Source organism: Microcoleus sp. T3_D1 (assembly GCF_036700405.1).
Classification (GTDB): Bacteria; Cyanobacteriota; Cyanobacteriia; order Cyanobacteriales; family Microcoleaceae; genus Microcoleus.
The window spans coordinates 1-13,149 of record NZ_JAUBOV010000020.1 but is presented as its reverse complement, the minus strand read 5'-3'; the positions used below and the strand labels follow the sequence as shown (position 1 = coordinate 13,149).

Sequence of the window (13,149 nt, the reverse complement as noted above, 5' to 3'; positions counted from 1 at the left end):
ATCTTTTAATTTCTGGAAAAATTGACGTTACAAGTAAATAAAGGACTATAAAGTAAGCAAAGTTTTGTAATACCCTCCTTGTTGCAGGTTCTCATGTCAATTCGTCAAGTTTTCGAGCAATCCATTGAAATTCAGGCTGCTGCTACTCTGGTGGAGCGCTGTATAGTCGATCGCACTTTAATGCACAAGTGGCTCAATCCCCTGCTACGCTGCGAACCCCAGGGCGAATGGGATACGGCTGTAGGAAGTCGCAGCTTATTTATCATAAAAATTCCCGTTTTGCAACCCTCTTTAGAGAGTGTTGTGTTGGAGCGACAACCAGGTTTAATTGTTTGGGGGTTTGACGGATTTTTCAAAGGATGCGATCGTTGGGAATGCCAGCCGCAAATCCAAGGAACTCTCTTGATTAACCGCTTTGAATTTCAAATTCCCAATCGTTTAATTAGATTTGGTTTCAATCGCTTTGCCGCCCCTTGGACGGAAAAAGATATGAAAGACCAACTCCGCCGACTCAAGCGGGTAGCCGAGCAACTATCTCAAAAAATGGGTAAGGGGTAAGGGATAATGGGTAATGGGAAACTTTTACCCTCGCGTAGCCGAATAATTGGTAATTGGTCATGAGTAATTGGTAATAGCTGAAAGCTAGAGCTAATAGGAAAAAAAGCACCAATTCCCAATTCCCCATTCCCAATTCCCCATTCCCCATTCCCTCCAACTTCAGTTATTTACTTCGCGCTTCCCGATGGACTGGGCTGACAAATCATTTGTCTCGCCGAATTCACCGCTTGGCCGGCCGTATTTTGCAAAGCCTGGGAATTCTGATACATAGCTTGCAAATTTTGCAAGTCTTTAATCACTCGTTGGTAAATAGCCATAGCTTGATTCCCGTCAACTTCTAAGGTAGCAGGGCTGTAATTTTGCATCACTTCAATCAGCGATATTTTGCCATCTTTGGAAGCTGCGACTAAAGCATCGCGCAGTGCGGGCGCGCTTTGAAGACGAGTGGCCGGCGTATAAGCAACCTCGCCCAATTGTTTGAAAACAATTTCCCCAAAATAAGTATTTGCCAGCCCCGCTACTAATTGGGAATCTAAAGGGACTTCTTGCGTTAATATTTGGCGCACCGACTCGGGAGTTTGTTTCGCAAGACTCAGAACGCTTTGCAGTTGAGATGATGCTTTGCCGGTTTGTGCAAAGCTTTGCAAGTCGCTCATCGGTAATGTTACGTCAAGAGCACCGTATTTTACGGTAACATTATCTAATGCCAAGGCTTTGCCGCTGCTTAGGAATACTGCACTTGTTCCCAACAAAAGCGCCAAACCAAATGATAAAGACTTTGACATTCTTTTGGTTAAATTGGCTGACAGCGGTTGCATTCCGTTGAGATAACCTTGTTGAAACTGAAAGTTCATGAGTTTGTGCCTCTTTACGTCAAAATACTTTTTCGCTCGCTCGTCTGTGCAGGTATCAGTGCAGGTATCAGTGCAGGTATCAGTGCAGGTATCAGTGCGGGTATCAGTGCGGGTATCAGTCGGGAAAGTGGACTCGGAAGTTCGGTAAATGACCTATGATTTTACAGTCATGTCAAGCAAATTTAACCTATCAAAAGATAGGTATTAATTGACAATTAATATGTTATAATTAGCTGTTTGACAATTTTAGATACATTGGCAAAAAGTATAAAAGCGAAATAGAGTCGTCGGGCAGCAGTTTATTGAGTGTCGCTTTCACCTCTTATATAGCAATCCTTGCAGGAGTCGTAAATTTTTGACCACGAATTTCAAAGGTGGTACCTGCCACGTGATTTATCTGTGGAATCAATCCAAAATCTCAAATCGAAAATCCTCAAGCCCCCGCATTTATCCGTGGGGTCGCCTCTAAAATCTAAAATCTAAAATCTAAAATCTAAAATCGATTGACCCCACCCCAACCCTCCCCTTATCAAGGGGAGGGAGTAAGAAATTCACACATGATTTAGGATGGCTATAGTGTGCGATCGATACCAAATTTAAATATCCCGATCGAGCCGATCGACCAATTGGCGAATTCTAGCAGCATCAGGAGCATTAGGAGCATTTCTCAGGTATAATTCCAAATCGTGGCGCGCTTCTACCAAGCGTCCCAGTTGATAATAGAGAATTCCGCGATCGCGCCGTTCACCCAGCGCATCGGGAAACAGCAGCAAAATCCGTTCTATCGCCAAGAGTACCCTCACAGCATCTCCCTGTTGCAAGTAAATCGCCTTCAGATTTCCCAGCATTCGCCCCAACAAATGTCGGCGACTTACCGGGGCGAGAAAAGCCGGCTGCAACTCCATAGGTTGACCGTAAATTTGAGAAAGTCGGGCTTGACAATCTTCAGGAAATAATATCTCGCCGCCGTTAAACGCATCAACAAAAATGCCAGCATCTTCAAAATCCGGTCTAATTAAAAAATGTCCTGGCATCCCAATACCCACCATCGGAAAATCAATGCGCTTAGCAACCTCCAAATAAACCAAAGATAAAGAGATGGGAATGCCAGTACGCCGATCGATAACTTCATTCAAAAAGCTATTGCGGGGGTCGTAATAATCAACATCATTGCCCGCAAACTGCAACTCCCCGTATAAATAGCCGTTAATAGTTTGAATAATCCGCAGCGGATAATTCTGTGCTGGCAGGCGATCTCGCACTTCATCGGCGATCGTGTCGAGAGCATTTAGATACTCCTGTGGCTCTAAATTTGGGTATTCTTCCAAAGCCATGTAAAGGGCAGCTTTCGCCAGGTCGATCGAGCCATCAGGCTGATTTATTTCTCGATAAAAGAGTTGTCGGGCGATCGGAAAATCCATATTTATTGATTTATTTTTAATTTACTTATTGGACTAATATCATGAACAGGCAAGATGCCTGTTCCACAACGAACAGGCATCTTGCCTGTTCCACAACGAACAGGCAAGATGCCTGTTCCACAACAAAAATTATTCGGGTCAATCGGCATTTTTTGTAGTATAATTAACCTTTCTTATGATAAAACAGGTACTTTTTCTTGGGGAACAGGCATCTTGTCTGTTGCAGCTTTTTGTAGTATAATTAAATTTTTTCGGGTAAGACAGGCATTTTTTCTTGTGGAACAGGCATCTTGCCTGTTGCCCAAAAGATATTAAAAACAGTGCATTATTTAAATTTTAATATATTATAGCAATCCTAAATGATTCGTGTAATTCTTGTAGGGGCAAACCCACGCCCGGTTGCCCCGCCTTGACTGGGGTAGGCACGGGGAGTAGGGGTAGCACTACCCCTACATATTTTTACAAATGATTTAGGATTGCTATATAAGTTTTTTCCTCTAAATCAGCTCCTATTTTTAATAAAGCTTCACGATATTTTTTTCGAGCGAGCCAGATTGAGGTGAACGCCCTCGGATATCAAATCAACTTTCAAATCCCGTGACTTTTACCAATCACCCAACTGCGGCGAAAAATCCGAGCCAGAGTCGATTCTTCCAAAGCAAAATAGATAGGGCGGCCGTGAGGACAAGTGCGCGGATTACGAGTTTGCTGCCATTCATCCAACAAATTTTGCATTTGGGAAAGACTCAAAGGAGTACCGTTTCGCATAGCACTACGGCAAGCAGTCGCAACTTGAGCCGCTTGTAAATCTGCGACTTTACTGAGTTCAAAAAGCGCATCCGCACAGTCATCTCGATCGGCTAACAATTCAGGAACTTCGCGGGCAGCCCATAGCTGTTCCCCAAATGTTTCTACTTCCAAACCCAAGCGGGATAAATTCTCAATTTGCAGTGCAGATAATTGACTGAGAATTACTGGTTTTTCTAGACATTTTAGCTGCCAAGCCGCGCACAATTGCTCGTATAAAACGCGCTCGTGAGCGATGTGTTGTTCCACTAACCACATTCCGCTGGAATGTTCGGCAACAATGTAAGTATTGTGAACTTGAGCGATCGCCCTCAATTCCATCAATCCTATTTTATTAGCTTTTTCCTGTTCGCCGCCTTCATCATTCTGCCTAGCCGAAATCCCGACACTGTAAGCACTTTTTTGTTCCGATGCCTTCAGCAATTTTCCCACTCGATCGGGAATTGGGGCAGCAGGCAAAACTTCATCGTTCAGGTGCAAAGCACGAGCAATTGCCGCGCTAACTTGTGCTTGCCAAAAACTCGGATCGTGCAGATAAATTTCCACCTTAGCCGGGTGGCGGTTCCAGTCGATTTCCGAAGGGGAGATTTGCAGGTGGACAAAACACACCGGATAGCGATCGCGCGGACAAGTGCGCGCAAAGGCGCTGAGAATAGTTTGCTCTAATTCGGGCGATCGCACAACACGCCGATTTACCCCAACTTTCACCCAATCCGGCCGCCTGCGGTGACAGCGATCGGGCAAACCAATTACTAATTCCAAAAACTGGGAATTGGGCATTTGGAATTTGGAAGTCGCAACTGGGAATTGGTAATTGTGTTTAACTCTAGCGCCCACAAGTTGAGTTTCTACCAAGAAATTTGCTGCTTTCTGATTTTGAGGACTCGCCGGCAAATCTAACTTTAAATACTGCAAATCGCTCGATCGCACACCGCGCACGAATTGAGGTAAAAGTTGTTCTGCTGTGCTACCAGGAGTTACGTGCAAACAAGGCGTAGTTCCTTGACGCAACTGCCAATTAACGTGCGGGTGACAAATAGCAATTTGCTGAAGGGTTAATTGGATCGATCGCATTTGCTGTGCCGGCGACAAAAAACTGCGGCGCACAGGCCAATTGCCAAACAAATTATCAACAGTCACCACCGTACCAGGAGCGATCGCCGCTGTTTCCAGCTCCACAGCAACGCCTGCGTTATTGTAAACCACCCGCCAGCCCGATCGAGCATTTTCCATTCCCCCCTTGTTAAAGGATGATTTGGCGGGGTTTGACGCCGACTCTGGATTTTCCGAAAAATCCCCCAATCCCAAATCATTCGATCGGCTCAAAACCTCCAAACAGCCCAACTGAGCTAAACTGTGCAAAGCTTCCCCACGAAATCCCAAAGTATCAATTTTGTAAAGGTCTGCTTCCGTGGTAATTTTGCTCGTACTGTGAGGCGAAGCCGCCTGCCGCAAATTTTCCAGATCCATTCCCGTACCATTATCTGCAACTTGCACCCGCCACTGTTCGGGCCAGACAGAAACAACGATGCGAGTTGCGCCAGCATCCAGAGAATTTTCAACTAATTCTCGTACCGCTGCGGCGATCGAGTCAATCACTTCGCCGGCGGCAATTAAATTGATAACTTCTGTGGGTAAGGTTTGAATAGTAACTGGCATCAGATTTTTAGCATTTCGTTAATTCAATTCTACTTTATTCTGCAAGTCGCTACACAGTATTAGGACTTAGGCTCTTAAACCCGGTTTATTAGAAAAATATTGTTTGATAACAAGATATCTACTTATCAACCAAGTCTCTGAGGCTTAGTGAGAAAGTCCTAAGTATATATCTTCCAACCTACTTAAATTTGATCTGCTAAAGCCTGGGTTTTCGGCAAGCGGATGTAAAAAGTTGTCCCTTTTCCGTCCTCGGACTCATAAGTGATTTGCCCTTTGTGAGCCTCAACCATCGACTTAACAATTGCCGTTCCCAACCCTGTACCAGTCCGTTTACCATAAGTCACAAACGGTTCAAATAACTTTTCCTTAATTGCCTGCGGAATGCCCGGGCCGTTATCGTAAATGCTAATTTCTGCCCACTCCTCACTTTGCGACGCAGCAATCTCCACCCGCCCCCCTCGTCCCCCAAAAGCCTCAACAGCATTCCCAACTAAATTTTGTAAAACGCGCAAAATCTTATTTTCATCCGCTTCCACTATCACTTCTGTCACCCGTACTACCAAATCTACTTTTGCTGCTTCAAAATAAACTCGGTTCAACTTTTGAAACTGCTGCAACGTCTGAATTAGATTAACTGGTTTTTTATTTAATACAGAATTGCCCCGCGAAAATTCTAACACTTCTTCAGCCATCCCCAACATTCGCTGAACCTGCAATTGAATAAGTTCGCACCACTCCTGAGTTTCCTCATCCGGGTGCATTTCTTTGAGCACTTCACTGGAGAGTTTAATTCCGGTAAAAGGACTTTTGAAATCGTGAATAATTGTACTCACCATTTCTCCTACCAATACCATTTTTTGTTTGTGTACCAACTGGCTAACATATTGATCCGTGGTATCCCGTAAATTTTTAGTAATGAAACTAAACATTTGCAGTACCGAACTGCCTTTAGCAAAGTGGAGAGTTGTTATTAGTTTTTCACGGTCTATTTTGGCCAAAGTCGAGCCGGTAACTGCCACAGCTCTAGCACTGCGAGGCTCTCCGTCTAAAACTCCGAGTTCGCCAAAATAATCGTCTGGGTTAGCGACAGCAACAGTTTGATATTTATGATTTTCAATCCGCTTGCTAAACTCGACTTTACCTTCTAAAACTAGATATAAAAAATCCGCTGTTTCTCCTTCTTCAAAAACCAGCGTTTCCTCAGCAAAACTCTCCAAAACAGCTATTTGGCAAAGGTGAGCAGCTTGCTCTGGTTCAAAATAAGACATAAATCGATGAGAGGCCAGATCCATGTGAAAATACCTGAGACTTAATTTAACTACCAGCCGGGAAGTCCCTCGGTATATTTAGAGGGGATTAATCAGAGCGCTGCGCGAAGTACCCCGAATAAATTACGCCCGCGTGATGGAAAGAAGCGTCGGGTGTAGGTACGGAAACCGACAATTATTTCTTTTATACCCCAATACGATCGGGAAATACTCTGATACTATATTAGCAAGTGGGGGTGGAACTACCTCACTATAAAAAGCCTGAGAAAAAAAAGGAAAAAGAAGCCTGCGGTCTAACTGTACTCAGTTGACCGTCAGGTGTGTTCACTAAAATACAATACTGCTTTAATCTGGCTCTCTTTTCTAGCCTCCGAGGCTTTGACGCAAGGATTAGCGTCGGGATGGAGAGCCAGACTAGCATAGCAGCACCAGCAATCTCACCAAAATTCTCAGTTAATTGACTAAAATACATAAGTATTGTACTATTTTTGAGATTTAAATTGGATGTGGGGGGGTTCTCCGGCCACCTCAGAAGATTTTAACTGTAGAGAGATCGTGTAATTTAAATGCCGATCGACCGAGTTTACAAAAATTAACGATCGCCCGATAAAACGATCGCAGCATTCTGCCCGCCAAAGCCAAAACTTAAACAAACCGCATTTCTGACAATAGCCGATCGCGCACAGCGAACAAAGTCTAATTCAAACCCCGGTTTTTTCATTCCCGCGCAAGGCGGCAACATCTCATATTTAATACTCATCAAACAAAAAGCCACGCCCAAAGCTCCCGAAGCTGCCAAAGTATGACCCGTCGCCCCCTTAGTCGAACTAACAGCAACTCCTGGGTGAAATAACTTCTCAATTAACAGTGCTTCGTGTCGGTCATTTAACTCAGTTGCAGTACCGTGAGCATGAATAAAATCTATATCAATCGCCGCTAAATTGCTGCGTTTCAAACATTGATTTACCGCCGCGATCGCACTTTTCCCCCCCTGCTCCGGCGCATTAGCATGACACGCATCATTTGTCAAGCCAAAACCGGAAACTCGACCGTAAATTTTAGCACCACGGCGGCTTGCCAACTCGGCCGATTCTAATACAAATAAAGCCCCGCCTTCACCGAGCACAAAGCCTTCCCGATTTTCATCAAAGGGATAGCACCCATTGTTTGCCAAAGCACCCATCCGGCTAAATCCAGCCAGAGTAAGCGGTGTGATAGGCGCTTCCACAGCACCTGCGATCGCCCGCTGACACTCACCAGTGCGGATTAAATCAACAGCACGGGCGATCGACTGTAGGCCCGTCGCACAAGCAGCCATCGGCGCCAGCACCGGCCCCATTGAGCCAATTGCCCTCGCCGCTGCGATCGCCCCCATGTGAGGCAAAAAATTCACAAATTGAGAATTGGGAATTGGGAATTGGGTATTGGGAATTGGGAATTCTCTTCCCTCTTCCCTCTTCCCTCTTCCTTCCCTCGCCAACAGTTCCAAATTTGCCTGAAAACCTCGGCTAGAACCGATCGCAATTCCGCAATCAGGCAAAGGCAAAGTCAAATTAGCATCTTGCAAAGCATCTGCTAAAACCTGCCGAATTAAAGTTATTAAATAGGCAGGTTTTTTGCCAATTAAAGCCAAAGGTCGCCGTTCAAGTTCTAAAAAAGGTTGATGCCGAGCGATTCCCGATTCTCCAGACAGCAGTCTTTTCCAGCTTGTTTCCAGAGTCCCTAAAGCCGAAACAAGACCAATTCCAGTAACAACAACATCCATAGCTAAGCCGATTTTAGATTTTAGATTTTGGATTAAAAGAAGAATCAGGGCCGAGGATTTTAGATTTTGGATTAAAAAGGGATAATCTAAAATCTAAAATCCAATTCCCTGATCTCAAATCCCGAATTTACAAGCCATCGGATCGATCCCGCGGGGATAATCTAAAATCTAAAATCCCAAATCTAAAATCCCCAATCCAAAATTGGTTGACTACCTTCAGCTAGCCGGCTTAAAATTTTCCAAACCCTGAGTAACAGTAGCCTTCTCAATGCGATCGCCCGCTTGAATCTTATCAATCACATCCATGCCTTGCTTGACGTACCCAAAAACCGCATAGCTACCGTCCAAAAACGGCACATCGGTCAAAGTAAAGTAAAACTGAGAAGAAGCCGAATCAGGACTCTGCGATCGAGCCATAGCAACAGCCCCGCGACTGTGCACCAACACGGGTTTCTCCTTAACCCCAGCTTCTTGTAGCGTCGCGCTGTAAGTCGGATTGGCAGCACCTTTAGCTTTAATTTCCAGAGGAATCCTGCGTTCTACAGTAGTTTTCGGGTCAATAAAACCACCAGTTCCCAGTCGCGCTGTAGGGAATTTTGGGTCTTTACCCTGGGGGTCGCCGCCTTGAACTACAAAAGGCTGAGGTTCCCGCACGACTCTGTGAAATACCAGCCCGTCGTAGACACCTTTCTGAACCAAATCGACAAAATTGCCCGCAGTAATTGGGGCATTTGTGCCGTCGAGTTCGATCGTAATTGGAGAACCTTTAACCGTCATCACCACCGTTGCTTTTCCTTCCAATCGTGGCAAATTGCTAAATTGCGAACTCGCCGCTACAGCAGCAGGAGAAGGAGACGGAGACTGAGACAAAGAAATATTTTCACCCGACGCCGGATTCGATGTCGGAGTCGAGTTTGCCACAGGAGAACTACTGCATCCTCCGACAAACAACGCGCCAATTATTAAAAGTGAGAACAACCACCGCTGAATTTTGATTTGCATTTGCATTTGTATTTTCACTTTGAGTCAATTACGGACTTGGCAACTAAAGATTTTAATTCAATAGTCCGAACTGTTTTTAGTTCGTAGTCTAAAACCAGCGATTTTCCTTGGATAGCGAACTTGCCGCAGATCCTTGAAAACCTTATTCTACGGTTGGCAATCAAAAACTGTCGGAAGTATTGTTAATTGATAGATTCAAAAATTGGTAACGGGCTTACTCGCCGATCGATCTTTTTCACTTACCAGGTAGGTAAGGTGCGCGGCCAGGCGCACCCTACGAGACATTACCAATCTCAGATATCAAATCGCAAATCGAAAATCCCTAAAGTCCTTCTAGGGGAACTTGCAAAAATCGAGCCAATTCGGCCGCTTGATTTTCCACTTCAGACAAAGCAATCGGCTGTCCGACTCTAGTCAAGGGAAACTGACGGCGGTCTTTGAGCTTAAGATAAATACTGCGGCGGGGATTGAGACCTTCTTTAATGTCCACCCGCACAGATTGCACCTCCGATGTCTTGCAATTAAAATCAACTTTGCGGTTTTTGCCGGGAAAACCCCAGCGAAAGATCCGAATGTTACCAGTTTGTCGATCGAACTCGTTGTAACCGCCACCGACATCCCAGAGAATAGTCAGCCACAGGTAGAGGGCCAACAGCACGCCGCAGACACCGTAGAAACTCATCGCAATGCCTTGGGGGATGAAAACAAGCTGAGTCGGGTCAGCAAAAGGCAGCAGGTTCACGTGCAAGTAGCTGGAAAGGCCCGACAGCAGGAAACCAGTCCCTCCAATGCTGACAATCGTCCCCCACCAGAAATTGCTGAAGCGGCGGGAGCCCACAACCTGGTAGCGCAGGACAGGATCGGTCGAGGTCGTTGTTTTTGCAGTCATAAAACTAAACAGCCTTAAAGCCAAATTTTAATTCAATTAGTCCACCGAGCGTGACGCTTCGCTGAGGCGATCGCGATCGACCGATCGGGATTGTGTATCAACTCCTGCTAATTATGGTCAACTACCCGCCATCAAGCGGAGTACCGCCGGAGATGGGGGCTTGTATCTGAACTCCACCTCAATTCCGAAAACCTCGAAAGGATTTCAGCTTTGGCTTCACGGCTCGATACATGAGGGAGTGCTGACAAGACCCCGGTACTCATCCAGGCTTGCCGGACGAGCAACGTTCTAAGTGCGATATTTCGCGCCCCAACCAGATCTGCATGAAGTTGATGCCCACAGCATTCACAGCGGAAAATCAGCCCCTTGTTCGGTCGATTAGCCTTTGAGGTATGCCCACATTTAGGGCAACTTTGCGAGGTGTAATGTGCTGGAACTTTAGTAGCTAACGAGCCAACCAGCACAGCCTTGTAATCGATATAGCCATGCAATTCGGCAAACGACCATTGAGCCACGTTCCTGTTAGCTTTCCGTTGTTTCTTGCTTGCCCGTTTGCCCGATTTAGATTTAGTTCGATCGCGTATTCCGGTCAGATCTTCTAGTCCAATCAGGCTGTTAGGCTTGGCGATTTTACTCGCAATCTGGTGGTTCACATCAGCGATAAACCGTCTCTCCCGTCCCGACAAAGCGATTAATCTTCGCTTCGCCGAACGGGTGTCTTTTCGCTGTAGAGATTGTCTGGCTTTTTGATAACGGTTGGCTCGATGTCTAGCCGCCTTGCCCGAATAGAAACTCGACTTATTAGCTAAGTCTGTTTCGACTGCGAGGTATCTCATTCCCACATCTATACCAGAAATTCTAGTGATGTTCAGTGGGTCGAGAGTAGGCGTTTCCACCTCCAAGCTCACCATTAGATAGTAAGTCTTCGAGGATTTCTGGTAGACAATTTTAGCAGCACCGATCTTCTTGGACGCTCGCATCAGATCGATGTGCTTGTTGTAGCCATCAAACGGAACAACAATTCGACCACCCAGGGTGTTAATACTGACCCGTCGATCCTTTTTAAAGGAGTAGTCGCGCTGGTAATTAAGCGTACAAGTCCGCGAGGTGTATTTGGGAGCTCGATCGAGTCCCTTGTACCGCCGCTTGGTATACCCAGCTTTAAGCGCCTCGCTATTCTGCTTGGCTTTAGTCCACAGCGTCTTAAAAGTCGCAGCAACTTGTCTTGGCACGTTACACGCCATCTGGGAACCAAGCCCAAATAATGCCCGTAGCTCCGAGTAGACCAACTTTTGTAGTTTAGCTCCGTTGCCCGATTTACCGTTATCAAATGCCACTTGGGATGCGTAGTTCAGCGCATCCCGATAGGCCAAAGAAACCTGAGCTACCGAGATTTTTTGCTCGGCAGTCAGGTTTAATTTGAGTTTGGCGGTAATTACTTGGCTCACAACTTCTTCAACAGATAAGAGGATAATCTTACCCTGTGAAGGATTTGAGTGCAAGCGCAGAGTGTTTGTTCGTCTGCTACACAAAACTTGGCTAAACTTATTTAAGCCTCACCATTCAATCAGAATGACTCCTGAAGGGTCTGTTTCCTGCTTCACCCAAGGGAGCCGGCTCGCAACTTGTCCACAGGCGTTAATTCGGGTGGAGCAACGCCCTAATTGAATTAATTTTGGTTGAAGCTTTTAGCCATGAGTCATCCACTATTTTCAACCAATTTAACGAAACGCGGGCTCCCGTTCGACCTTGTGACAGGCTGGTCAGTTTTGACTTGCACGCTCGGTTTACAAACCAGATAATTAAGCCTTTTGTAGGCATTGGTGTAATCATACTGCCCAAAATTTTAATCAGTCAAGTTAAGTATGACGAATTTTTGTAAACTGACTTTCTGAGTAAATGCGCTGGTTCAAGAGTGTTCTGTCAGGAATTAACTTGCCTTCACTTTCTGGGCGTCGTAACGTAGAACATGAGGACTCCTACTAATGCGTGCGAACTCTGCCACTTTCCACATAGAACTTTCTCTCAGCGATCAACTGTGGATAAGTTTGGGAAACTATTGGGCACTTAAGTTTTGCTCCTCAACCACCGCCACCTCGCCGCTTGGCGACGAAGGGTCAGTTGGATTGTTGCTGAGCATCGTCAACCCAGATGGCCTTCCTCTCAACCACGCTTTCATCGAGTACGCCTCTAGTGGGGGAACCCTGCTGTTCTAGTTGAAATTTATGAACTTCTAATATATAGTTATGTTAACTTTAATTAGAAACCTTGGTCTTTTAACAAGCAAAAGGATTTTACCCCAATGACAATCGCAGTCGGACGCGCCCAGAACGAAAGAGGCATCTTTGATGTACTCGACGACTGGCTCAAACGCGATCGCTTCGTCTTCGTAGGCTGGTCTGGCATCCTGCTATTCCCCTGCGCCTACCTAGCCATCGGTGGCTGGTTAACAGGCACCACCTTCGTCACATCCTGGTACACCCACGGTTTGGCAAGCTCCTACCTCGAAGGAGCCAACTTCCTCACCGTAGCAGTCTCCACCCCAGCCAACAGCCTCGGACACTCCCTGCTGTTCCTGTGGGGCCCCGAAGCACAGTGGGACTTCACCCGCTGGTTCCAACTCGGTGGGCTGTGGACATTCGTAGCCCTCCACGGCGCCTTCGCACTGATCGGCTTTTGCCTGCGTCAGATTGAAATCGCCCGTTTAGTCGGCATCCGTCCCTACAACGCCCTAGCATTCACCGGCCCCATCGCCGTGTTTGTTTCGGTGTTCCTGCTTTACCCATTGGGTCAATCAGGCTGGTTCTTCGCCCCCAGTTTCGGCGTCGCAGCAATTTTCCGCTTTTTGTTATTCCTGCAAGGCTTCCACAACTGGACGCTCAACCCCTTCCACATGATGGGCGTTGCAGGCATCTTGGGCGGTGCG

General features: G+C 46.2%; 11 protein-coding genes and 1 pseudogene. 4 read left to right on the top strand and 8 right to left on the bottom strand.

Translation table 11 applies throughout. The features are described 5' to 3' along the window. Positions 1-93 precede the first annotated feature (93 nt). Positions 94-558: an SRPBCC family protein gene (locus tag QT992_RS11470; protein WP_333340105.1), complete on the top strand. Its 465-nt coding sequence runs from the start codon at positions 94-96 to the stop codon at positions 556-558. 167 nt (positions 559-725) lie between these two features. Here the strand turns inward: QT992_RS11470 and QT992_RS11465 are convergent, their stop codons facing one another. Beyond that, on the bottom strand, positions 726-1,412 hold the full coding sequence (locus QT992_RS11465; RefSeq protein WP_333340102.1) for an alpha/beta hydrolase: 687 nt from the start codon (positions 1,410-1,412) through the stop codon (positions 726-728). A gap of 596 nt (positions 1,413-2,008) precedes the next feature. After that, positions 2,009-2,833, bottom strand: a complete 825-nt coding sequence (locus QT992_RS11460; protein WP_333340097.1) for a transglutaminase family protein — start codon at positions 2,831-2,833, stop codon at positions 2,009-2,011. Between the two features lie 54 nt (positions 2,834-2,887). On the opposite strand from QT992_RS11460, the gene QT992_RS11455 reads away from it, so the two are divergent. Beyond that, positions 2,888-3,148, top strand: coding sequence for a hypothetical protein (locus QT992_RS11455; RefSeq protein WP_333377004.1), 261 nt, complete (start codon positions 2,888-2,890; stop codon positions 3,146-3,148). Between the two features lie 273 nt (positions 3,149-3,421). Here QT992_RS11455 and mutL read toward each other — a convergent pair whose 3' ends face one another. The 6 genes from mutL to QT992_RS11425 form a co-directional block, all read right to left on the bottom strand. Further along, positions 3,422-5,299, bottom strand: coding sequence for a DNA mismatch repair endonuclease MutL (mutL, locus tag QT992_RS11450; RefSeq protein ID WP_333377002.1), 1,878 nt, complete (start codon positions 5,297-5,299; stop codon positions 3,422-3,424). A 182-nt stretch (positions 5,300-5,481) separates the two neighbouring features. Further along, the gene (locus tag QT992_RS11445; RefSeq protein ID WP_333320549.1) at positions 5,482-6,591 is read right to left on the bottom strand and encodes an ATP-binding protein; all 1,110 of its coding nucleotides are present in this window, start codon (positions 6,589-6,591) and stop codon (positions 5,482-5,484) included. A gap of 568 nt (positions 6,592-7,159) precedes the next feature. Next, on the bottom strand, positions 7,160-8,332 hold the full coding sequence (locus tag QT992_RS11440; RefSeq protein ID WP_333340091.1) for a beta-ketoacyl-ACP synthase: 1,173 nt from the start codon (positions 8,330-8,332) through the stop codon (positions 7,160-7,162). Positions 8,333-8,548: 216 nt separating this feature from the next. After that, on the bottom strand, positions 8,549-9,340 hold the full coding sequence (locus QT992_RS11435) for a peptidylprolyl isomerase (protein ID WP_445251168.1): 792 nt from the start codon (positions 9,338-9,340) through the stop codon (positions 8,549-8,551). A 316-nt stretch (positions 9,341-9,656) separates the two neighbouring features. Then, complete coding sequence (locus QT992_RS11430; RefSeq protein WP_333320544.1) at positions 9,657-10,223, bottom strand: photosystem I assembly protein Ycf4; 567 nt, start codon at positions 10,221-10,223, stop codon at positions 9,657-9,659. A 131-nt stretch (positions 10,224-10,354) separates the two neighbouring features. Then, on the bottom strand, positions 10,355-11,671 hold the full coding sequence (locus QT992_RS11425) for a transposase (RefSeq protein ID WP_333340088.1): 1,317 nt from the start codon (positions 11,669-11,671) through the stop codon (positions 10,355-10,357). A gap of 537 nt (positions 11,672-12,208) precedes the next feature. Between QT992_RS11425 and QT992_RS11420 the strand changes: the two genes are divergently transcribed. Further along, entirely contained in the window at positions 12,209-12,439 is a 231-nt protein-coding gene (locus QT992_RS11420) for a hypothetical protein (RefSeq protein ID WP_333340085.1), read from the top strand. Between the two features lie 86 nt (positions 12,440-12,525). Further along, positions 12,526-13,149: pseudogene (locus QT992_RS11415) on the top strand (photosystem II D2 protein (photosystem q(a) protein)); the annotation flags it as partial.

What these genes read in the sequence shown, in the direction of transcription:
- QT992_RS11465 (WP_333340102.1), bottom strand. Translation starts at nt 1,412, where the DNA reads ATGAACTTTCAGTTTCAACAAGGTTATCTCAACGGAATGCAACCGCTG.
- mutL (WP_333377002.1), bottom strand. Translation starts at nt 5,299, where the DNA reads ATGCCAGTTACTATTCAAACCTTACCCACAGAAGTTATCAATTTAATT.
- QT992_RS11420 (WP_333340085.1), top strand. Translation starts at nt 12,209, where the DNA reads ATGCGTGCGAACTCTGCCACTTTCCACATAGAACTTTCTCTCAGCGAT.
- QT992_RS11440 (WP_333340091.1), bottom strand. Translation starts at nt 8,332, where the DNA reads ATGGATGTTGTTGTTACTGGAATTGGTCTTGTTTCGGCTTTAGGGACT.
- QT992_RS11470 (WP_333340105.1), top strand. Translation starts at nt 94, where the DNA reads ATGTCAATTCGTCAAGTTTTCGAGCAATCCATTGAAATTCAGGCTGCT.
- QT992_RS11455 (WP_333377004.1), top strand. Translation starts at nt 2,888, where the DNA reads ATGCCTGTTCCACAACGAACAGGCATCTTGCCTGTTCCACAACGAACA.
- QT992_RS11445 (WP_333320549.1), bottom strand. Translation starts at nt 6,591, where the DNA reads ATGGATCTGGCCTCTCATCGATTTATGTCTTATTTTGAACCAGAGCAA.
- QT992_RS11430 (WP_333320544.1), bottom strand. Translation starts at nt 10,223, where the DNA reads ATGACTGCAAAAACAACGACCTCGACCGATCCTGTCCTGCGCTACCAG.
- QT992_RS11435 (WP_445251168.1), bottom strand. Translation starts at nt 9,340, where the DNA reads ATGCAAATGCAAATCAAAATTCAGCGGTGGTTGTTCTCACTTTTAATA.
- QT992_RS11460 (WP_333340097.1), bottom strand. Translation starts at nt 2,833, where the DNA reads ATGGATTTTCCGATCGCCCGACAACTCTTTTATCGAGAAATAAATCAG.